21 protein-coding genes and 1 tRNA gene are annotated in these 19,153 nt (G+C 67.8%); 11 read left to right on the forward strand and 11 right to left on the reverse strand.

Features of this window, described 5'->3' with window-relative positions; all coding sequences use genetic code 11:
- Nucleotides 1-98: 98 nt before the first annotated feature.
- Entirely contained in the window at nucleotides 99-1,010 is a 912-nt protein-coding gene (locus D2K64_RS24160; protein ID WP_157985681.1) for a transglycosylase SLT domain-containing protein, read from the forward strand.
- A gap of 478 nt (nucleotides 1,011-1,488) precedes the next feature.
- Here the strand turns inward: D2K64_RS24160 and D2K64_RS01450 are convergent, their stop codons facing one another.
- Nucleotides 1,489-1,671 (reverse strand): hypothetical protein, encoded by a 183-nt coding sequence (locus tag D2K64_RS01450; RefSeq protein WP_120005940.1) that lies wholly within the window; start codon nucleotides 1,669-1,671, stop codon nucleotides 1,489-1,491.
- A 1,259-nt stretch (nucleotides 1,672-2,930) separates the two neighbouring features.
- On the opposite strand from D2K64_RS01450, the gene dinB reads away from it, so the two are divergent.
- Nucleotides 2,931-4,061: a DNA polymerase IV gene (gene dinB, locus D2K64_RS01455; RefSeq protein WP_274379284.1), complete on the forward strand. Its 1,131-nt coding sequence runs from the start codon at nucleotides 2,931-2,933 to the stop codon at nucleotides 4,059-4,061.
- 76 nt (nucleotides 4,062-4,137) lie between these two features.
- Here dinB and D2K64_RS01460 read toward each other — a convergent pair whose 3' ends face one another.
- Nucleotides 4,138-4,485 (reverse strand): hypothetical protein, encoded by a 348-nt coding sequence (locus tag D2K64_RS01460; RefSeq protein ID WP_120005945.1) that lies wholly within the window; start codon nucleotides 4,483-4,485, stop codon nucleotides 4,138-4,140.
- A gap of 133 nt (nucleotides 4,486-4,618) precedes the next feature.
- Nucleotides 4,619-4,984, reverse strand: a complete 366-nt coding sequence (locus tag D2K64_RS01465; RefSeq protein ID WP_238383941.1) for a hypothetical protein — start codon at nucleotides 4,982-4,984, stop codon at nucleotides 4,619-4,621.
- Between D2K64_RS01465 and hflX the strand changes: the two genes are divergently transcribed.
- From hflX to D2K64_RS01480, 3 genes are all read left to right on the forward strand, one after another.
- On the forward strand, nucleotides 4,977-6,335 hold the full coding sequence (gene hflX / locus D2K64_RS01470; protein WP_120005949.1) for a GTPase HflX: 1,359 nt from the start codon (nucleotides 4,977-4,979) through the stop codon (nucleotides 6,333-6,335). The two genes, D2K64_RS01465 and hflX, sit on opposite strands and share 8 nt — an antisense overlap.
- A gap of 170 nt (nucleotides 6,336-6,505) precedes the next feature.
- Complete coding sequence (gene yghU / locus D2K64_RS01475; RefSeq protein ID WP_120005951.1) at nucleotides 6,506-7,381, forward strand: glutathione-dependent disulfide-bond oxidoreductase; 876 nt, start codon at nucleotides 6,506-6,508, stop codon at nucleotides 7,379-7,381.
- A 73-nt stretch (nucleotides 7,382-7,454) separates the two neighbouring features.
- Nucleotides 7,455-8,027 carry a hypothetical protein gene (locus D2K64_RS01480; RefSeq protein ID WP_157985682.1) on the forward strand — a complete coding sequence of 191 codons (573 nt, stop codon included), beginning with the start codon at nucleotides 7,455-7,457 and terminating at the stop codon, nucleotides 8,025-8,027.
- 213 nt (nucleotides 8,028-8,240) lie between these two features.
- On the opposite strand, the gene map is transcribed toward D2K64_RS01480, so the two are convergent.
- Together map and D2K64_RS01490 are read right to left on the reverse strand one after the other, a co-directional pair.
- On the reverse strand, nucleotides 8,241-9,068 hold the full coding sequence (gene map / locus D2K64_RS01485) for a type I methionyl aminopeptidase (protein WP_120005955.1): 828 nt from the start codon (nucleotides 9,066-9,068) through the stop codon (nucleotides 8,241-8,243).
- A 32-nt stretch (nucleotides 9,069-9,100) separates the two neighbouring features.
- The gene (locus D2K64_RS01490) at nucleotides 9,101-9,718 is read right to left on the reverse strand and encodes a TetR/AcrR family transcriptional regulator (protein WP_120005957.1); all 618 of its coding nucleotides are present in this window, start codon (nucleotides 9,716-9,718) and stop codon (nucleotides 9,101-9,103) included.
- A 155-nt stretch (nucleotides 9,719-9,873) separates the two neighbouring features.
- On the opposite strand from D2K64_RS01490, the gene D2K64_RS25305 reads away from it, so the two are divergent.
- From D2K64_RS25305 to D2K64_RS01505, 3 genes are all read left to right on the forward strand, one after another.
- Nucleotides 9,874-10,236, forward strand: coding sequence for a type II toxin-antitoxin system ParD family antitoxin (locus D2K64_RS25305; protein ID WP_238383942.1), 363 nt, complete (start codon nucleotides 9,874-9,876; stop codon nucleotides 10,234-10,236).
- A gap of 6 nt (nucleotides 10,237-10,242) precedes the next feature.
- The gene (locus D2K64_RS01500) at nucleotides 10,243-10,704 is read left to right on the forward strand and encodes a PAS domain-containing protein (RefSeq protein WP_120005961.1); all 462 of its coding nucleotides are present in this window, start codon (nucleotides 10,243-10,245) and stop codon (nucleotides 10,702-10,704) included.
- A 93-nt stretch (nucleotides 10,705-10,797) separates the two neighbouring features.
- A complete protein-coding gene (locus D2K64_RS01505; protein WP_202910413.1) occupies nucleotides 10,798-12,699 on the forward strand; it encodes a hybrid sensor histidine kinase/response regulator in 1,902 nt (633 codons plus the stop codon).
- 255 nt (nucleotides 12,700-12,954) lie between these two features.
- On the opposite strand, the gene arsH is transcribed toward D2K64_RS01505, so the two are convergent.
- The 5 genes from arsH to D2K64_RS01530 form a co-directional block, all read right to left on the reverse strand.
- Nucleotides 12,955-13,692 carry an arsenical resistance protein ArsH gene (arsH, locus tag D2K64_RS01510; protein ID WP_120005965.1) on the reverse strand — a complete coding sequence of 246 codons (738 nt, stop codon included), beginning with the start codon at nucleotides 13,690-13,692 and terminating at the stop codon, nucleotides 12,955-12,957.
- Nucleotides 13,692-14,759, reverse strand: a complete 1,068-nt coding sequence (locus D2K64_RS01515; RefSeq protein ID WP_120005967.1) for an ArsO family NAD(P)H-dependent flavin-containing monooxygenase — start codon at nucleotides 14,757-14,759, stop codon at nucleotides 13,692-13,694. Before D2K64_RS01515 ends, arsH begins: the two co-directional genes overlap by 1 nt.
- The gene (locus D2K64_RS01520; protein WP_120005968.1) at nucleotides 14,756-16,069 is read right to left on the reverse strand and encodes an arsenic transporter; all 1,314 of its coding nucleotides are present in this window, start codon (nucleotides 16,067-16,069) and stop codon (nucleotides 14,756-14,758) included. The genes D2K64_RS01515 and D2K64_RS01520 overlap by 4 nt, the downstream gene beginning before the upstream one ends.
- Nucleotides 16,070-16,177: 108 nt before the next feature.
- A complete protein-coding gene (arsC, locus tag D2K64_RS01525) occupies nucleotides 16,178-16,600 on the reverse strand; it encodes an arsenate reductase (glutaredoxin) (RefSeq protein ID WP_120005970.1) in 423 nt (140 codons plus the stop codon).
- 11 nt (nucleotides 16,601-16,611) lie between these two features.
- On the reverse strand, nucleotides 16,612-16,965 hold the full coding sequence (locus tag D2K64_RS01530) for an ArsR/SmtB family transcription factor (protein WP_120005972.1): 354 nt from the start codon (nucleotides 16,963-16,965) through the stop codon (nucleotides 16,612-16,614).
- A 351-nt stretch (nucleotides 16,966-17,316) separates the two neighbouring features.
- Between D2K64_RS01530 and D2K64_RS01535 the strand changes: the two genes are divergently transcribed.
- Nucleotides 17,317-17,943, forward strand: a complete 627-nt coding sequence (locus tag D2K64_RS01535) for a LysE family translocator (RefSeq protein WP_120005974.1) — start codon at nucleotides 17,317-17,319, stop codon at nucleotides 17,941-17,943.
- A 248-nt stretch (nucleotides 17,944-18,191) separates the two neighbouring features.
- Here the strand turns inward: D2K64_RS01535 and D2K64_RS01540 are convergent.
- Nucleotides 18,192-18,281: transfer RNA gene (locus D2K64_RS01540), tRNA-Ser, on the reverse strand.
- 241 nt (nucleotides 18,282-18,522) lie between these two features.
- On the opposite strand from D2K64_RS01540, the gene rplU reads away from it, so the two are divergent.
- A complete protein-coding gene (gene rplU / locus D2K64_RS01545) occupies nucleotides 18,523-18,840 on the forward strand; it encodes a 50S ribosomal protein L21 (protein ID WP_120005976.1) in 318 nt (105 codons plus the stop codon).
- A gap of 26 nt (nucleotides 18,841-18,866) precedes the next feature.
- The gene (gene rpmA / locus D2K64_RS01550; RefSeq protein ID WP_120005978.1) at nucleotides 18,867-19,136 is read left to right on the forward strand and encodes a 50S ribosomal protein L27; all 270 of its coding nucleotides are present in this window, start codon (nucleotides 18,867-18,869) and stop codon (nucleotides 19,134-19,136) included.
- The last annotated feature ends 17 nt before the right edge of the window (nucleotides 19,137-19,153 follow it).

Genomic DNA, 19,153 nt, shown 5'->3' on the forward strand with positions numbered 1-19,153 from the left:
CCTATCCTACACCCGCTCCTGCCCTCCCCATCCAGCGGAGCCTAACCTCACGGTGGAAAGGTCATCTGGTTGTTTTCGCCCTTGCCACGGCGTTTTCCTTGCTGACCTTCATCAGCCCCGATGCCGTGGCAGCCAGGGAAACGCAGGCACGTGCCGCTGCCGGTACGCAGAAGGCGGCGGTCAGGCCACGCCGTGACGCGCGGCGAGATGCGCGACCGCAACGCACCGTGCGCCGCAATGCGGCACAGCGCACGCCGACCCGAATCGAGGCGAAGCGCGGTGCGCGAGCCCGCGCCCAGCCGAAGCGCGCGGCTGCCCCGAGGCAGGCCGCCTCCCGGCCCCAGGCCCGCTCCGCTGGCCGCGGCACCGCCATAGCGAATCCGGTGGGCAGTCGCGTCTTCCAGCGTGCCGAACATGCAACAGGGATGAGTGCCGAGGTGCTGCGGCGCATCGCCGAGCGGGAAAGCCGGCTCGATCCCCACGCGCGCAATCCCCTTTCCTCGGCCCGCGGCCTCATGCAGTTCACCCGCGATACCTGGCTGGAGGTGGTCCGGGATTTCGGCCCGCGCCACGGATTGGCCCGGCAGGCGGCGGCACTGACCACGGATCGCGACGGCACCATCGGCGCGCGGGATTGGAAGACCCTGCAGCGCATCCTCAAGCTCAGGGACGATCCTCAGCTTTCCGCCACGCTGGCGGCCGAAAGGATGAAGGAGGTGGGTTCCAGTCTCGAGGATTCCGTCGGCCGGCGCGTTCGCCCTGCCGATCTTTACCTGGTGCACTTGCTGGGCCCTACCGGAGCACGGCGCTTCCTTACCGCTCTCCGGAAAACACCCAGCCGGTCCAGCCTGGCGGTCGTGGGGCAGGCAGCCGCGGTGAATCCTGGCGTCTTCGAACGCGGCGGGCGCCCACTGCCCGTCTCACATGTGTACGCGGAAGTGGCGGAGATGTTCGAGCCGCCGCCCGAGCGGCGGACCCAGCAGATGCTGGCATCGGCCGCGGAGGAGTGATCACGGCATTTCGGCCGATGGCCAGGGTCGATGCCCAGGGGCGGCACCACGGTGAGGAAGAATGGCGCGGGCCGCGCCCTATGGCCACGCCTCGGCTTCTCCGTCAGCAGGCAGGCCCTGAGCCGGCGGCGACCCCGGGAAGCGTAGCTTCGGGGAGGCAGTGGCTCTATCCGGGAAGCTTCCCGGCGAGGCAGCCGGCCTTCCGGGCGTGTCATTGATGCTGAATATGTCTAGACAGGCTTGATTGCTGCGCCGCCAGAACCGCGGAAATGCGCAGAGGCATCTCCGGACGGTTCCGACGGCGAGGCGGTGGTATCTCACCGGCCTCAGCGACGGTTGCGCAGCCACAGCGTGAGAAACAACACCGCCACCATGATGATGGCGCCTGTTCTGTGCTGCGCAAACCATTCAAGCGCCTGGTTCAAAGGCAAGTTACGCTCCCGACCGGTGTTGCCTGCCCCTGTCCGGGCAGTAGCGCCTATTTCTCCGCCACCTCATCTCCGCCACGCCCTTCCTCCTCAGGATGGGCTTCCTGAAGTTCCGAATCAGGCTTCTCCTTCTCGGCAGCCTGCTCCTGCTTCTTCTGGAGCTTGGCTTCCAGCTTGGTCCGCTTCGCACTTTCACGCTGCGACCGTTCGAAATTGTAGTTGGGCTTTCTCATCGGCAAATCCTTGCTTGGGTTGAGAACAAAGCAACCCGCTGAGGGTACTGCCCTTGCTCGTCCAGCCCCAGCCCTTTTCCCTGGCTGAGCGGGTCACCCGTGACATGAGGAAAGCTCAGGAGCGGCAGGATTGTTGCCATGGAACAGCTCGACCCTCCTCCCGGCAGCAATGAACATGCGTGGCGTTCTTGTTGCCGCTGCGAGCCTGAACCGGCGCCTTGTCTGGTCCAATCCGGGAGGCAGAGCCGCAGTCTGTTGATCCGCCTGCCTGGCTGAAGGTCATGCCATCCAGTCCCGGAACCCGCCTCAGGATTGGCAGGAGCCGTAAATCGCGTGGATACGGGATAACGGCCAGACAGCAACCATGCCTCGGCATTCCGGGTCAGGCAGGAGATGGCTTGGCAGGTGCCTCAAGGTACCTCCTGGCCGGCGGCGCTGCTGTTGCGGCGTGCTGACCGTGCGAGGAGTGAGCCTCGCTCACGTTCTGCATGGTCGCAGCCGGCCCATTCCGTGGTCCCGATCGGCCAGCCGGCATCGGTCCGGGATACCGCCTTCGGGGCGGCGCGGCGGCTCTTCCCCGGCGCGGCCTGCCGTGTGAACGGGGCGGCTGAACCTCATTTCCGGCGATGTCAGCGCTGGACCACCTCTGGTGGCTGAGAAATGTTGCCGAAGCCTGGAGAATGGGACGGGTGACGTCGCCGCATTGCCAATGATCGACAGCACCATCGCCGAGGCACCTCCCGCGAAGCTCGCCCGCTCAGCGCCTAGCGAGAAGCGCTTGAACCAACCACGGTACGGATCAAGGCGCGGCGCTCGGGCTTGCACGGCGGTCCCAAGTCCTGGGATGGCACAGCGCTCATGAGGCCGGAAACGGAGGCCGCCTGCCCACCCGGACCCGGCATGCCGCTGCAGCATGGCGCGGTTGGCCAGATGCTGGCGAATCGGCGGCGATACGCCCAGCGCTGAAGGCCCGGCGCAGGCTTCTGGGAACCGATCGGGAACATGCTGTGTCGGGTGCGCGCCTGGTCCGGATGGCGAGCGCCAGGATCGCAGGTGCGCTTACCTCCGAATCGGCCAGCAGCCGACCGGCTGCGCTGCCGCGGCATCGATCCTCGCCAGGTTCGCCATCCCCGCCCCGGTGCCGCGCTGAGTCGCGGTGCCAGACCTGTCGTGAGTTCGGGGCAGATGACGTCTCCAGCGGCTGGAATGCATGGGAGGCGCTGGGCTACAACCATCGTACCAATCCCGTCGCTTTCCTCGTGACATCGCCAGTCCGCAAGATCATCCACATCGACATGGATGCGTTCTACGCGTCCGTTGAGCAGCGCGACGATCCGTCCCTCCGCGGACGGCCGCTGGCGGTTGGCGGCTCGCGCGAGCGCGGCGTTGTGGCAGCCGCCAGCTATGAGGCACGCCGGTTCGGCGTGCGCTCCGCCATGCCGTCGCGGACGGCGCTCAGGCTGTGTCCCGATCTGGTGTTCGTGCCGCCGCGCTTCGAGCGCTACCGCGAGATCTCGCAGCGCATCCGGGGCATCTTCCTCGACTACACGCCGCTCGTGGAGCCGCTGTCCCTCGACGAAGCCTATCTCGACGTCACCGAGAACCTGCAGGGCGTGCCGACGGCGACGCGCATCGCCCGCGAGATCCGAGGGCGCATCCTCGGTGAGACCGCGCTGACGGCCTCGGCGGGGATCAGCTACAACAAGTTCCTTGCCAAGCTGGCCTCCGACCACCGCAAGCCCAACGGCCAGTTCGTCATCACGCCGCAGATGGGCGCCGAGTTCGTGGCTGAACTCGAGGTAGGCAGGTTCCATGGCATCGGCCCGGCGACGGCGGCCAGGATGAACAGCCTCGGCATCCGCACGGGGCGTGACCTGCGCGAGCAGGGCCTCGCCTTCCTGGCCGCACATTTCGGAAAGGCGGGCGCCCACTTCCATGCCATCTCCCGCGGCGAGGACAACAGGCCCGTGGTGCCCGACCGGCCACGGAAATCCTCAGGCTCGGAGACCACCTATCCGCGCGACCTCGCCAGCCCAGAGGAGATCGAGGCGGGCGTCGAGGCGCTCGGCCTCGAGGTGTGGGAATGGTGCGAAACGAGTGGCAAGCTCGGCCGAACCGTGACACTCAAGGTGAAGTACGCCGATTTCCAGCAGATCACCCGCAGCCGTTCCTCCTTCGAGCCGGTGTCGAGCCGCGCCGCGCTGGCCGGCACGGCCATTGAACTGGCGCGCGGCCTGTTTCCGTTGCTCAAGAAGGTGCGTCTCCTCGGCGTCACGGTGTCGAACTTCGAGGGTGATCAGGCACCGGGCAAGGCCCAGATGGCCTTTGATTTCGACGATGGCGCCATCGCGCCAGACCGCACAACGGCGTCGCGTTCCTCAGCATCCTGATGGTCGTGGCGCAGGCGTGGGCGGCTCGTCGTTGCCGGACTGATCACCGGCGCTGCCCGGGCGGGCTCCGGCCGGCTCAGCCGCGGCTGGCCTCGCTCATCGCCCGGTAGGCGGCCTCCAGCGCGGCAAGGGAACGGGCACCCTGGGCGGCCGCGGCCTTGTCGCTGCTGTCGCCGTCCTCCATCTGCGTGCGCGCTGCCTCGACGCCTTCCGCCAGGCTTTCGCAACACTCCGCCAGATGCTCGTTGACTTCGCCCTGGTCCAGTTCCGCATCCGCACGCCAGGCGGTCGCGATGGCCTGGACCTCCCTCGCCACCCGATCGGGAGAGCCGCCGCGTCCGACCACCTCGGCGATGCGTGTCAGGGCCTGCTTCGGCAGATTGACCCGGGCGGGCTTCCGGGCGGCGGCAGACTTCTTGCTCATTCTGGATCCTGTGTCGGCGGCGCAGACCCGGCTGCCGGAGCCAGGTACCGCGCAGGGCCAGGGATGCTGTGTGATCACCACCATATAGGCGGTTCCTAGCCGTTCCGCAGGAGCCGGACTGCCACAGAAGTCCTTATTCGAGATGGGATAACGGGCTGAACTCCAGAAGAAAGCGGACCACCTTGCCGAGCGGCATCTCGCAGGGCCTCAACGCCAAGCTACCGCCGTTTAGCCGATAAACATTGCAGCTGACGCGGTCGCGGCCGCCGAGTTCCTCGCCATAAAGCGAGCGGCGACTCCCATCCTCCGACGCTCTCACGGTGACGCCGTAGCGACGGCCGCCGTACAGGCCATCACTGTAGCCGGCAGGCAGGGCCGCCAGCCGGGCGAGGGCCGCTTCCAGACCGTTGTTCATCGCGGTGACAACGCGCGTCCGCGTGCGGCGTTCATGAACGCCGGAAGATTGGCCGACCCATGCTACTGGACGCTCCATGGACACCAGACCCCCTGTTCCCCGCGCCGTTCTTGTCGGCATCCAGACGCCCGAGGTCGACGATGTCGCCCACGAGGCCAGCCTCGAAGAGTTGGGGCGCCTCGTGAAGACGCTGGGCTACGAGGTGGTCGGCACCGTATCGCAGCGCCGCGAAGGCACCGGCGCCGGATCGTTGCTCGGCAGCGGCAAGTTGGCGGAACTGGCGGCCCTGACCGGCGGGTCCGGCGTGATCGGCTCCACGGCGCCAACCCTAAAGTCCAAGGCCAGGGCCCGGTTCGAGGAGGCCGCCGAGACTGCCACCTTGCCGGAGGCCGATCCCGACGTCACCCGCAGGCCCGAATTCGTCATCGTCGACCACGAGCTCTCGCCCAGCCAGATCCGCAACCTGGAGCGCGCCACCGGTGCCGAGGTGCTGGACCGCACCGGCGTCATCGTGGAGATCTTCCACCGCCACGCCAAGACACGCGAGGCCAAGCTGCAGGTGGAGATGGCGCGGCTGAAATACGTCGCGCCCCGCCTGCGGGAATCCTCGGGTGGCGGCGAGCGGCGGCAGGGGCCGGGCGCCGGCGAAAGCACGCTCGACCTCGACCGCCGCAAGATCCGCGACCGGCTCGCGGAGCTGAAGGACCAGCTGGAAGCCGTGCAGCGCGACAGCGACAACCGCCGCGCCGCCCGGCGGGACCAGCTCCGGGTGGCGCTGGTCGGCTACACCAATGCCGGCAAATCCTCGCTGATGCGGGCGCTCACCGGCAGCCAGGTGCTGGTGGAGGACAAGCTGTTCGCCACGCTCGATACCACCGTCCGCATCCTGCAACCCGAGACACGGCCGCGCGTGCTCGTGTCGGACACGGTGGGCTTCATCAAGCAACTGCCGCACGACCTGGTCGCCTCGTTCCGCTCGACGTTGACGGAGGCGCTGGAAGCATCGCTGCTGTTGTTCGTCGTCGACGCATCGGACCCGACCTACGAGGCGCAGCTGGAGGTGAGCCGCGGCGTGCTGCGCGAGATCGGGGCGGATGCCGTGCCGTCCCGTCTGGTGCTGAACAAGATGGACCGCGTGGACGCGGCCGGACGCGCCGCCCTGATCGAGAAGCATCCAGATGCCATCCTGCTCTCCGCCCACGCGCCCGGTGACGTCAGCGCGTTACGGGACACCATCGTCGCCTTCTTCGAGGCGGAGATGGTGGAGGATGTGCTTGCGCTGTCCTACACCCAGCAGGGGCTGATCGGCGAGATCTACGACAGCGTGCGGGTCCTGTCGGAGGAGTATGACGAGAATGGGCGGGTGCTGAAGGTGCGCGGCCTGCCCGGGGCCATCGCACGGCTGCGGCGGAGCCTCGCCGCGCATGGGGCCTGACAGGCACCCTGCGCGGCACTGTGTTTGTGTCTGCCGCCCGCCACGGCTGGCGCGATGAGCGCAGGCCATCAATGCGACCGCCGGCTTCCCGGCGGCTGCCGTGACGCAGGCCGGTTGCCATTCGGCCCAACCATGGCTGGACACGGCCCACAGATCGATCGGAGAGAACCATGGACAACACTTCCAGCTATTCGCCACCCAAGGTCTGGACCTGGGACCAGAACAATGGCGGGACCTTTGCCAACATCAACCGTCCCACGGCCGGCGCGAGGCATGAGAAGGCCCTGCCGGTCGGCCGGCATCCGCTGCAGCTCTACTCATTGGGCACCCCCAACGGCGTGAAGGTCACCATCATGCTCGAGGAGCTGCTGGCGGCCGGCCACAGCGGCGCCGAGTACGACGCCTGGCTCATCGAGATCGGCAAGGGTGATCAGTTCGGTAGCGGCTTCGTGGAGGTGAACCCCAACTCCAAGATCCCGGCCCTCATGGACCGCAGCGGTCCGGAGCCGGTGCGCGTCTTCGAATCGGGCGCCATCCTGCTCCACCTGGCCGAGAAGTTCGGCGCCTTCCTTCCGCGAGATGGCGCCGCCCGGGCGGAATGCCTGTCCTGGTTGTTCTGGCAGGTGGGAAGCGGCCCCTTTCTCGGCGGCGGCTTCGGGCATTTCTATGCCTATGCCCCCGAGAAATTCGAATACCCGATCAACCGCTTCGCCATGGAGGTCAAGCGGCAGCTCGACGTCCTCGACCAGCGCCTGGCCATCAGCGAATACGTCGCGGGTCCGGAGTTCACCGTCGCCGACATGGCGATCTGGCCCTGGTACGGCCTGCTGGCGAAAGGCGAGTTGTATGGGGCCGGCGAATTCCTCCAGGTGCAGGAGTATCGCAACCTTCAGCGCTGGACGGCACAGATCGGGTCCAGGCCCGCGGTGCAACGTGGCGCGATGGTGAACCGTGTCACCGGCGACCCGTCGCACCAGCTGCGCGAAAGGCACGACGCCAGCGACTTCGCGGCCATCATGGCCCCGCCGGGCTCGCCCGCATCCTGAGGCCGAAGAACGAGGGGGAGAGCCCTGGGGAAAGGGCTCTCCAGGCACCATGGAGGAGGCGCAGGTGCAGGCCATGCCGAGGCTGATATTTCCGGACAACAGCCTGCTGGCCGCCATGCTGGGCGAGCACGCCCCGGTGGACGCCCGGCGCGCGGCGCGGCGCCTGCGGGCGGAAGGCGCGCCCGCCCTGGCGGTGGGCGAGGATATCGCTGGCTTGGCCCGTGGGCTGGCCGTCTCCGAGGTGTCGCGATCCCCTGCCGTGCTGGACGTCCTGCCGCCGCTGTTCTGGCTCGAGGCGCCAAGGGGAGACGGGCCCGGCGCCCATGGGATCAGCGGATGGGTGGTGGAGAAGAAGCCAGGCGGGCTGACCGTGCGGGGCTTCAGCATCGGCTCCGGGGATCAGGCCGCGCCGGAGCCGGTGGGGGCCGTGACGGTGCCATTCGGCGCGGGCGCCGGGGAGGAAGACGAGGAGACCCGCCAGGTGAGGGGTCTGGTCACCGCCATCAGCCTGCCCGAGATGCTGTCGCAGATGGGGGAGAGCTCTCCCGTCCTGCTGATGCCGGCCGAGGCATCCGGGCAGGACGCGAGCACCCTGCGCGGCTTCCGGCTCTCGGTGGCCCTGTCGCCGGACGCGGCGCCGAGCTGAGCCTTGATGGCCGTGGCCGATCAGGCCAGAAGGTGGCGTGGGCGGCGGTCCCGCCGGACGGGCCGGCGCAACCAGCCTAGGCGCCGGATCGGAGCCATGCCTCCGACCGCCATGGCTTGCCCACCCAGCAACCAGGCTTCCATGGCGCGGCCTGATCCAAGAAAAACTCCGATCGCAAGTTGACGCATCGGGAAAGCAGGTCCCGGCCCTGCCTTATCCAGCCGCCGCCGCTTGCTGCTCCCTCGGGTACGGGGGCTTGGTGAAGCCGGCAGGAGACAGCGTGAAGATTTCGCAGCCGCTCTCGGTCACGCCGATGCTGTGCTCAAATTGTGCGGAAAGGCTGCGGTCGCGGGTCACGGCCGTCCAGCCATCGCTGAGCATCTTCACGTCCGCCTGGCCAGCATTGACCATCGGCTCCACCGTCAGGAACATGCCGGGCCGGAGCGCGGGACCCCTGCCCTTCTGCCCGTGATTCAGGACATTGGGCGCGTCGTGATAGGTGCGGCCGAGGCCATGGCCGCAGAAATCCCGCACCACGCTGAACCGCGCGGCCTCGACATGGCTCTGGATCGCAAAGCCGATGTCACCCAGGGTCGCGCCGGGGCGCACAGCCGCGATGCCGCGCATCATCGCCCCGTAGGCGACGTCGATCAGCCGTACCGCGCGAGTGCCGATCTCGCCCACCGCGTACATGCGGCTGCTGTCCCCGTGCCATCCGTCCAGGATAACGGCCAGATCGATGTTGAGGATGTCTCCCTCCATCAGCATGCGGTCGCCGGGCAGCCCGTGGCACACGACATGGTTCAGGGAGATGCAGGTCGCGTGGGTGTAACCCCGGTAGCCAAGGGAAGCTGGGACGGCGCCGTGCTCCAGGATGAAGGCGTGGCACAGCCGGTCAAGTTCCGCGGTGATGACGCCCTCGCGGACATGCGCCGTGATCATGTCGAGCGCGGCGGCCGCCAGCCGTCCCGCCGCACGCATCCCGGCGAAATCTTCAGGCCCGTGCAGCGGGATGAGCCGGCCGTCGACGATGTTGTTCATGTTTGCTCTGAGGCGGTGTGGCGGACAGGAACTCAGGCCGCCTGCGTGGTTCCGGCGCGATGGCTCGCGCTGGCGAAGGGCACGCCGGCGTGCAGCTCGGCGATCATCTGTCCGGCGAACGATGGAACGGGATTCTCCGACAGCAGGTGCGGGCGGAGAATGGCGATGGGCGCGTCAAAGATCAGGAATTTCGCGCGGGCCAGATCTTCCTCCCGGATGGCGCCGCCGCCGACCCGGCCGATACAGGCGCCGAACGCCTCGTCCATTCCGGTTTCCAGCCGCTCCATCTCCTGCCGGAGCGGCTCCGGGGGCGGCGCGTCCTCGAACAGGGCCACGGGCTCGTGCAGCAGGACGAAGCGGGCACGATGCCGGTCCTCGCCTGCCCAGGGCAGCAGCGCCAGGGCGGCCTCACGCGGCCTGCCCGCATGCAACAGCGGCACCAGCACCTGGACCAGAGAGCCGTAGCCGGCATTCCACGCGGCGGCGAGAATGGCGGATCGGGACGCGAAGCGGTGATAGATCGAGCCGGTCGGTCCGCCGACCCGCCGGGCAATGGCCTGCATGGTGGCAGCGCCCGGGCCACCTTCGGCGACGAGGGCGATGGCAGCGTCAATGAAGTGCTCTGCCGAGAAGCGTGCGGTCCTGACCATTCAATTAGATTAATCATTCTAGAATGGTCTGTCTATATCATGCTCGCTATCCTCGGGACCATGTGCATCCTGTCCGGAGCAAGCGGGTGGATCCGCTGCATCCCCTTTGCTCTTGAACGGCCTCTCGGTGCAGGTCGCGGGTACTGACCGGTTGCATGGACCTTTCGACGAGCGGGCATAGGCTGACCGGCGCACCGCCAACGCGCATCATGATCATCGTTACGATGGGGCGCAGACCTTCCGGGCCGGAAGGAGTTGCCACGCCCGGCAATGGCCATCAATCTTTGATGGTCCCTTTGAGTCATCACATCACCCGACGCATGACCCGCCAGATCTGCAAAAACGTCTCCATCACCCCCGCCATGGATCGCTTCATCGCCGAGCGGATCGCATCGGGCCGCTACCAAAACGCCAGCGAGGTTGTGCGGGCGGCACTCCGGGTGCTGGAGCGGGAGGAGGCCATCGAGCAGGAGCGATTCCTGCGCCTCGCAGCCTGTTCCTCCGAAACGGAGCGCTAGACGCCCGTGCTGGACAACACGTGTCTTGCTGGCGGCGGAGCGGCTGGCGCCAGGCTGCGCGCGGTCGACTGGGCCAGCAATCCGCTGGGTCCCGTGGAGGGGTGGCCGCTCTCGTTGCAGACGGCGGTGCGCATCCTCCTCAGTTCCGAATTCCCCATGATGATCCATTGGGGCCCGGAGCTGATCACCTTCTACAATGACGCCTACGCGCCGAGCCTGGGCCGGAAGCATCCGGGCAATCTCGGCCGACCGGCCTACGAGTGGTGGTCGGAGATGTGGGACCAGCTCACGCCCATTTTCGACCGCGTGCTGTCCGGCCAATCCTTCTTTGTCGAGAACGCCCGGTACACGCCGGATCGCGACGGGGCGCAGAAGGACGCCTACTTCACGCATTGCCACAGCCCGCTGTGGGACGATCAAGGCAAGGTCGCGGGCATCTTCCTGGTGGTAACCGAGACAACACGCTAAGTCGTCGCCGAGCGCGACCTGCTCCAGGCCAACGCCGCCCTCGCGCAGCAGAACCAGGCCCTCCAGGCGAGCCAGGCGCGGCTGGCCGCCGTGGTGAGCGCTTCCTCGGAGGTGCTCTACTCCATGAGCGCCGACTGGTCCGAGATGCGCCAGCTCACCGGTGGCGGATTCCTGGCAGATACGGGCTCGGCCAACCCCCGGTGGTTGACCGATCACATCCCGGATGGCGAGCAGGCGCGCGTCGCCGCGGCGATCCAGGAGGCGATCCGGAACAAGGCGGTGTTCTCGCTCGAGCACCAGGTCCGGCTCGCGGCAGGCGGCATCGGCTGGACGCAGTCGAGGGCCGTGCCCCTGCTCGGTCCGGCAGGCGAGATCACGGAATGGTTCGGCACCGCCAACGACGTGACGGCGCGCCGCGCCGCGGAGGAGGCACTCCGCCGATTGAACGAGAGCCTGGAGCAGCAGGTCGCCGAGCGCACCGCCGATCGCAACCGGCTCTGGACCTTGTCCAAGGACATCATGCTGGTGGCCGGGTTCGACGGCACCATCCAGGCCACGAACCCCGCCTGGGCCGAGTCGCTGGGCTGGCCGGAGGATGATCTGGTGGGCCGCAACCTGTTCGACCTCGTCCATCCGGAGGACCTCGAACGGACGGCTGCCTGCGCGGCCGCCATCGCAGGGGGGCAGGCATTCAAGCGTTTCGAGAACCGGTGCCGCCACGCGGACGGTACCTATCGCTGGATCAACTGGGCCGCCGGACCCGGCGACGGCCTGATCATCGCCGCCGGCCGCGACGTCACCGAGGAAAGGACGATCGCCGATGTCCTCCTCAGGACCGAGGAGCAGCTCCGGCAATCCCAGAAGATGGAGGCGGTGGGGCAACTCACGGGCGGCCTCGCCCATGATTTCAACAATCTGCTGACGGGCATCACCGGCAGCCTGGAACTCCTGCAGGCCCGGGTGGCCCAGGGCCGGGTCGGCTCCCTGGAACGCTACATCAGTGCCGCCCGGGGCGCTGCCGACCGCGCGACGGCGGTGACGCACCGGCTGCTGGCCTTCTCGCGGCGACAAACGCTCGATCCGAAGCCTACCGACATGAACCGCCTGGTCAGGGACATGGTGGACCTGATCCGACGCACCGTGGGTCCGGCCATCACGGTCCAGATCGTGGGCGAACCGGAGCTTCCGCCGGTTCTGATCGACCCCAATCAGCTCGAGAACGCGCTGCTGAACCTCTGCATCAACGCGCGCGATGCGATGCCGGATGGCGGAAGGCTGCGGATCGAGACCCACCACCGGACGCTGGATTGCCATGCGGCGCAGGAGCTCGAAATCCCGGCGGGCGAGTACCTGACGCTTTGCGTCACCGACAACGGCACCGGCATGACGCCCGAGGTAATCGCCCGAGCGTTCGATCCGTTCTTCACCACCAAGCCTCTCGGCGAGGGCACCGGGTTGGGCCTGAGCATGATCTACGGCTTCGCGCGCCAATCCGGCGGTCAGGCGCACATCGCCTCCAGCCCGGGACAGGGCACCACGGTGTGCCTCTATCTGCCTCCGCATGCCGGAAGGCCGGTCGAGGAGGAACCTTCCCTCGATCCGGCCGAAGCACCGCTGGCGCAGCAGGGCGAAACGGTGCTGGTGGTGGATGACGAGCCCACCGTGCGCATGCTGGTGACCGAGGTGCTGGAGGAACTCGGCTACACGCCCATCGAGGCGGCGGATGGCGCTGGAGGGCTGCACATCCTGCGCTCGAACACGCGCATCGATCTGCTGGTGACGGATGTGGGCCTGCCCGGCGGCATGAACGGGCGGCAGATGGCCGAGGCGGGGCGTGCGCTGCGTCCTGGCCTCAAGGTGCTGTTCATCACCGGCTACGCAGACAACGCCGTGCTGGGCCACGACCATCTGGCAGAAGGCATGCAGGTGATGGTGAAGCCGTTCTCCATGGAGCTGCTTGCCACCCGCGTCAGAGAGATCATCGCCGAAGCCTGACACGGAACCGCAGCCCGTATCAGCCCGGCCCCGTGACTGCCCAAAGGCTGCCGGCGCCCTCCAGCCCGTTTCCGGACAGGCCGGCCTGTTGTCATCCCGGCCTTGTCGGAATACGTCCGTTCGGCACGCCGCGCCCGGCGGGACGGCACCACGGCGCTGGCTCGGCACCGGCGCTGGCGCAGCCCCGCAGGTGGGCCCGGCATCCCGAACCGGCAGGGGCACCCCCGTCCGTCAACGGAGAGGCCGCAAGCGAACCTATTCGACGGCGCCGGACAGCCTCGCCAGATCGGCCTTCGCTTCCTTCTCGGCCCGCTCCTTCCGCTCGCTGTAGCGGTCGGTCAGGTAGCCTGAGAGGTCTCGCGTCAGCAGGGTGAACTTCACCAGCTCCTCCATGACGTCGACGACCCGGTCGTAAAGCGGCCCGGGCAGCATCCGGCCCGCCTCGTCGAACTGCTCGTAGGCTTTGGGTACCGAGGACTGGTTGGGGATCGTGACCATCCGCATCCAGCGGCCGAGCAGGCGCAGGGTGTTCACCGCATTGAAGCTTTGCGAGCCGCCGGACACCTGCATCACCGCCAGGGTGCGCCCCTGCGTCGGCCGCACGCCACGGCTCTCCAGCGGCAGCCAGTCGATCTGGTTCTTCAGGACGCCGGTGACCGCGCCGTGCCGCTCGGGGCTGCACCAGACCTGGCCCTCGGACCACAGGGACAGTTCCCGGAGCTCAACCACCTTGAGATGGTCGGCGGGCGCATTGTCGGCCAGGGGCAGGTTGCGGGGGTCGAAGACCCGTGTCTCGGCGCCGAGGCCGCGAAGGATGCGCTCGGCCTCCAGCGTCAGAAACCGGCTGTAGGACCGCTCGCGCAGCGAGCCATAGAGCAGCAGGATGCGCGGCGGATGCGGCCTGGCGCCAGGCATGCCGAGCCTGCGCGGATCCGGCGTCTCGAACTGCGCCCGGGCGATGTTGGGCAGCGGGAGGTCACGGTCGGCGGGCATCAGGTTCTCCCCAGCGTCAGGAATTGCTGGATGTGGTGGACGGTGTCGCGGGCTGAGCGGGTGATGCCGGCCAGCGTCGCGGAGGCGGTCCCGGTCCAGTCGCCATAGCCGAGTAGCCAGAGGCGTGGCTCACGCGTGGAACGGCCATGCTCCACGGCCACGCCGCCATTCGCCTCCAGCACGTTCAGATGCGCCAGGTGACTCAGGTCGGGCCGAAAGCCGGTGCACCAGATCACGGCGTCCACCGCCGTACGCGCGCCGTCCGGCCAGACAACACCATCCCCCACGAAGCGGTCGAATGGCCGGAGGCTGTGGAGCACGTCGTGGTCGCGCGCCTCCCGCACGGAGGGCACCATGACGATGTCGCCCAGGCTGCCCTTCGGCAGATCCGGCTCCCGGCCTTCCATCTGGGCGCGCACCCGTTCGGTGGCACGTTCGAACAGCGCGCGGCCATCCACGTCATCCGGCAGGAAGCGGGGCGGCTTCTGCGTGACCCAGGCCGTGTCGGCGACCCCGGAAACCTCCGCCAGGATCTGCGCGCCCGAATTGCCGCCGCCCACCACCAGCACGCGTTGGCCTGCGAATTCGTCGGCGGAGCGATAAGCGGAGGAATGGATCTGCTTGCCCCGGAACAGCGCCCGGCCAGAATAGGGCGGGATGTAGGGCTGGCTGGCACCGCCGGTCGCGCTGATCACCGCCCGGGCCAGCCAGGTGCCGCGGTCCGTCCTCACCAACAAGCCGTCGGCCGAGCGCAGGATGCCTTTGACGCGCACCGGCCGCTGGATGGGCAGGCTGTATCGCTGCTCGTATTGCGTGAGGTAGTCCACCACGTGATCTCGGGACGGATAGCCCGCTGCGGGCGGCATGGGCCAGCCGGGCAGCGAACTCATCGGGGCGGGCGAGAACAGGCGCAGCGAGTCCCAGGCATCGGGCCAGGCGCCGCCAGGCCGGTCATTCGCGTCCAGGATCTCGAAGTCGATGCCGTTGCGGCGCAGGAAGTACCCGGCGGCGAGGCCGGACTGCCCGCCGCCGATGACCACCATGTCGCGCAGGATGCGGCCGCTCATGACGCGTTGACCACGGGCAGCCAGGCCGCCAGGGCAGCCAGGACGGCCAACAGCACGGGCGGCGTGATGACGAGGCCGACCTTCATGTATTGCCCCCAGGTGATGATGGTGCCCTTGCGCGCCAGCACGTGCAGCCAGAGCAGGGTCGCCAGGCTGCCGATGGGGGTGAATTTCGGGCCGAGGTCGCAGCCGACGACGTTGGCGTAGATCATGGCCTCGCGGATGGCGGGCGGGATGTTCTTCGCCTGCTCGATGGCCAGGGCACCGACCAGGACGCTGGGCATGTTGTTCATCACGGAGGAGATCAGCGCGGCGCCGATGCCCGTGCCGATGGTGGCCGCCCACAGGCCATGCCCGGCCAGCCATTCCAGCGCCTCGGCCAGATGATCCGTCAGCCCGGCGTTCCGCAGGCCGTAGACCACGAGATACATGCCGAGCGAGAAGATAACGATCTGCCACGGCGCCTCGCCCAGCACCTTGCGAATGGACACCACGGCGCCGCCGCCGCCGCGGTGCCAGCGTCCCGCCAATACCAGCAGCACCAGGGCCGCGGCGCCGGTCACCACTGCGACCGGGACCCCGAGCGGTGCCAGGATGAAGTAGGCCAGCAGCAGCACCGCCAGTAGCGGAAAGGCGACCCGGAAGACGAGGTGGTCGCGGATGGCGGCGCCGGGCCGCTCCAGCCGGTCCAACGCGTAGGCGGCGGGCAACTGACGGCCGTAAAAGGCCCACAGTACGGCCAGCGTCGTAGCCAGCGCCACCAGGTTCACCGGCACCATGACGGTGGCGTAGCGGTCGAAGCCAATGCCGAAGTAATTGGCCGAGACGATGTTCACGAGGTTGGAGATCACCAGCGGCAGGCTGGTGGTGTCGGCCACGAAGCCGCAGGCCACGATGAAAGCGAGCGTGGCACCCGCGGAAAAATTCAGCCGAAGCAGGATGGCCATGACGATGGGGGTCAGCAGCAGGGCGGCACCGTCATTGGCAAAGAAGGCGGAGATCACGGCGCCCAGCACGACGATGAGCGGGAACAGCCGCCGCGCGTTTCCGCCGCCCCAGCGCGCGACGTGCAGCGCGGCCCATTGGAAAAACCCCGCCTCATCGAGCAGCAACGAAATGACGATCAGCGCCACGAAGGTGAAGGTGGCGTCCCAGACGATGTCCCAGACCACCGGCACGTCGGCCCAGCCGATAACGCCCGTCAGCAGGGCCAGCACGGCGCCACCCATGGCTGACCAGCCGATGCCGAGGCCGCGCGGCTGCCAGATGACCAGGACGAGGGTGAGAACGAAGATGGCCAGGGCCAGCATGCAGGCGTGCTTTCTCGGACATGGGCTCGCGCCGGGTCATCCGCTGTCCAGGAACGGCCAGCGGCGCGACGTGTTGTTCTTCGGAACGGAACGGCGCAGACACGCCGTTCAGGTCAGGCGACGGCCTTGCTCATCCACGACCTTCTGGCCGTCTTCCTTGGCCAAGGCACCCTTCTGCGGATTGGGCAGCAGGTCCAGCGCGGCCTCGGACGGCCTGCACAGCTTCACGCCGAGTGGCGTCACCACGATGGGGCGGTTGATGAGAATGGGGTGCGCCATCATGGCGTCGAGCAACTGGTCGTCCGTGAGCGACGGATCGGCGAGACCAAGCTCCTCATAGGGGGTGCCCTTCTGGCGCAGAACGTCGCGGGTCGTGATTCCCATGCGCCGGATGAGGTCGGCCAGAACCTCCCGCGTCGGCGGGGTCTTCAGGTACTCAATGATCTCCGGCTCCTCGCCGCTGTTGCGGATGAGGGCCAGGGTGTTGCGGGACGTCCCGCAGGCCGGGTTGTGGTAGATCGTGACGGTCACGGCGTGCTTCCTCAAACAGCGGGGCTCTTGCGGGAACGTGCCGCTGGGGCAGCCGGTTCGCAGGCGGGGGCGCGGCTCGCCTGGCCGCCGCAGCAATTCTCGGTCAGATAGGCCATCAGCGCGTTCATGGACGCCGGGACCATGGCGTAGATGATCTGGCGGCTGGCGCGGCGCTGCGAGACCAGTCCGGCGTGCAGGAGCTGCTGGAGGTGGAAGGTCAGCGTCGAGGATGGCGTTCCGAGCCGTTCCGCGATGGTGCCCGCAGGCAGCCCGTCAGGGCCTGCCTCCACGAGCAGGCGATAGGCCGTGAGGCGGTGCTCATGGGCCAGGGCGCCAAGCGCCGCCACGGCCTGATCCGGTTCCACGACATCACTCCATTCTTTGAGGAATATCAAAACACTGTTTGTCGGCCCAGAGTCAATGACATTTCGAAGAATGTGGAATCGTTATCCGCTCCCCCAGGGGATGACATCCAGAAGGACGTCTGAGGCTCGGTCCCGGCGCGCCGCCTTTTGGAAATGCCTCCGCCGCGACAGTGCGGCGTCAGCATGCTTCTCGACCCGACCTCGGTCTGGCGGCCGAGAACCCGCGCGAAATCGCGGCGCTCCGCCGGATTTGGGTCTTTGCTACGAAATGAGCAAGACTGCATGCCTGCCCGTCGCTTGCGGGCCAATGCCCTGTCATGGCTTGCTTGGAGAAAGCTGGAGAACTGCGCGATGAGCCTGGAGCTATGGCTGGTCTACCTCGCCGCGGCAGTCGGTTTGTCGCTCACGCCAGGACCGAATGGGTTGCTCGCTCTGACCCATGGTGCTCGTTACGGCCTGCAACCCACCATCTGGACGGTGCTCGGCGGCGCATTCGGCTTCCTTCTCCTGATCGCGGCCTCGCTCGCTGGTCTGGGGGCGCTTCTCGCAACGTCGGGAACCGCCTTCGCGGCGGCGAAGTGGGCCGGTGCGGCCTACCTCATCTACCTCGGCGTGCGGCTGTGGCGCTCGCCAGCCCCGGTGGTGCTCGCCCATGCCTCCGGGCTGCCGGAGGGAGGCGCGGCAAGGCCGCTGCGGTTGTTCGGGGATGGCCTCTTCGTCGCGGTGTCGAATCCCAAGGCGCTGCTCTTCTTCGCGGCCTTTCTTCCGCAGTTCATGGTCGCAGGGGCTTCCTTCGCCTCGCAGTTCCTGTTCCTCGGCGGCACCTTCGTGGTGGTGGAGGTCGTCTATGAATTGCTGCTGGCCGGCCTCGCGGGGCGGATCGCACCATGGCTCGGGCGCCACGGGCGTATATTCAACCGCGCGGCGGGCGGCACCTTTGTTGGCATCGGCGCGGCGCTGGTCACGACGAGCCGGTGAGGGCTGAGGGGGAGATGCGCCCGTAAAGGCGTACATACGTCCACCCGGCGCCGGCCGCCCGCCACAGAGCCATTTTCAGACCACATCGATGGTCGCCGACGGTAGCTGCTTTTGGTCCGCCAATGATTTCGAGAGCTTCGGCATCGATTGCCGCGCAAAGCCTGCCAATGGTCCAGGCGGATTGGAACGCGGACCGGCCCGAGCCATGGCTCAAGAATCCCGACCAGAACAATGCAGGGAGGATGAGGTGGCGGAGAGGGTGGGATTCGAACCCACGGTCCCCTTGCGAGGACAACGGTTTTCGAGACCGTCACAATCGACCACTCTGTCACCTCTCCGCGGTGAAGCCCTGGCCGTCGGGCGGGGCGGGGTATAAAGGCAGCCGCGGCGGTGCGCAACGGATGCGGTGGCGGAAAACACCGAAAACCCGGGGGCGAACAGGCCTGAAGATTGACTCTCCGCCCCCTGTGGCGTTATACGCCCGTCCTCCCGGCGGGGCCCTGTGCTTCCGCCGATGGCCGTTCTCGGCCGACACCTTGTTTCAGATCAGGCCGAACGGCAGAGTTTTCAGGGCGAACCATGACCTACGCAGTGATCCGCACCGGCGGCAAGCAGTACCGCGTCACCCCGGACGCCGTTCTGACGGTGGAGCGCCTTGAGGCCGAGGCCGGCGCCACCATCACCTTCCAGGACGTGCTGGCGATCGGCGGCGAAGGCGGCCTGACCATTGGTGCCCCCACGGTGGCCGGCGCCACGGTGACCGCCACCGTGGTCGAGCAGAACCGCGGCGACAAGATCATTATCTTCAAGAAGCGCCGCCGGCAGAACAGCCGCCGCAAGAACGGTCACCGCCAGCACCAGACGGTGCTGCGCATCTCCGCCATCAACGCGGCCTGATCCGGCTTCCGTAGGAGACACTTCCCATGGCTCACAAAAAGGCAGGCGGTTCTTCCCGCAACGGCCGCGACTCCGCGGGCAAGCGCCTCGGCGTCAAGAAGTTCGGTGGCGAGCACGTGCTGGCCGGCAACATCATCGTGACCCAGCGCGGCACGAAGATGGTCCCGGGCACCAACGTGCTGGTCGGCCGCACCCATTCGATTCACGCCGCGGTCGAGGGCAAGGTGAAGTTCACCCGCCGCGCCGAAGGCCGCGTCCACGTGTCCGTGGAGCCGTTGCCGCAGGCCGCCGAGTAATCTCGCGCCACCCGCGG

It is taken from the genome of Teichococcus vastitatis, assembly GCF_003604215.1.
GTDB lineage: Bacteria > Pseudomonadota > Alphaproteobacteria > Acetobacterales > Acetobacteraceae > Pseudoroseomonas > Pseudoroseomonas vastitatis.

Coding starts and splice junctions, on each gene's coding strand:
- D2K64_RS01450 (WP_120005940.1), bottom strand. CDS start 1,671: ATGAGAAAGCCCAACTACAATTTCGAACGGTCGCAGCGTGAAAGTGCG.
- D2K64_RS01460 (WP_120005945.1), bottom strand. CDS start 4,485: ATGAGCAAGAAGTCTGCCGCCGCCCGGAAGCCCGCCCGGGTCAATCTG.
- hflX (WP_120005949.1), top strand. CDS start 4,977: ATGGACACCAGACCCCCTGTTCCCCGCGCCGTTCTTGTCGGCATCCAG.
- yghU (WP_120005951.1), top strand. CDS start 6,506: ATGGACAACACTTCCAGCTATTCGCCACCCAAGGTCTGGACCTGGGAC.
- D2K64_RS01480 (WP_157985682.1), top strand. CDS start 7,455: ATGCCGAGGCTGATATTTCCGGACAACAGCCTGCTGGCCGCCATGCTG.
- map (WP_120005955.1), bottom strand. CDS start 9,068: ATGAACAACATCGTCGACGGCCGGCTCATCCCGCTGCACGGGCCTGAA.
- D2K64_RS01490 (WP_120005957.1), bottom strand. CDS start 9,718: ATGGTCAGGACCGCACGCTTCTCGGCAGAGCACTTCATTGACGCTGCC.
- D2K64_RS25305 (WP_238383942.1), top strand. CDS start 9,874: ATGGACCTTTCGACGAGCGGGCATAGGCTGACCGGCGCACCGCCAACG.
- arsH (WP_120005965.1), bottom strand. CDS start 13,692: ATGCCCGCCGACCGTGACCTCCCGCTGCCCAACATCGCCCGGGCGCAG.
- D2K64_RS01515 (WP_120005967.1), bottom strand. CDS start 14,759: ATGAGCGGCCGCATCCTGCGCGACATGGTGGTCATCGGCGGCGGGCAG.
- D2K64_RS01520 (WP_120005968.1), bottom strand. CDS start 16,069: ATGCTGGCCCTGGCCATCTTCGTTCTCACCCTCGTCCTGGTCATCTGG.
- D2K64_RS01535 (WP_120005974.1), top strand. CDS start 17,317: ATGAGCCTGGAGCTATGGCTGGTCTACCTCGCCGCGGCAGTCGGTTTG.
- rplU (WP_120005976.1), top strand. CDS start 18,523: ATGACCTACGCAGTGATCCGCACCGGCGGCAAGCAGTACCGCGTCACC.
- rpmA (WP_120005978.1), top strand. CDS start 18,867: ATGGCTCACAAAAAGGCAGGCGGTTCTTCCCGCAACGGCCGCGACTCC.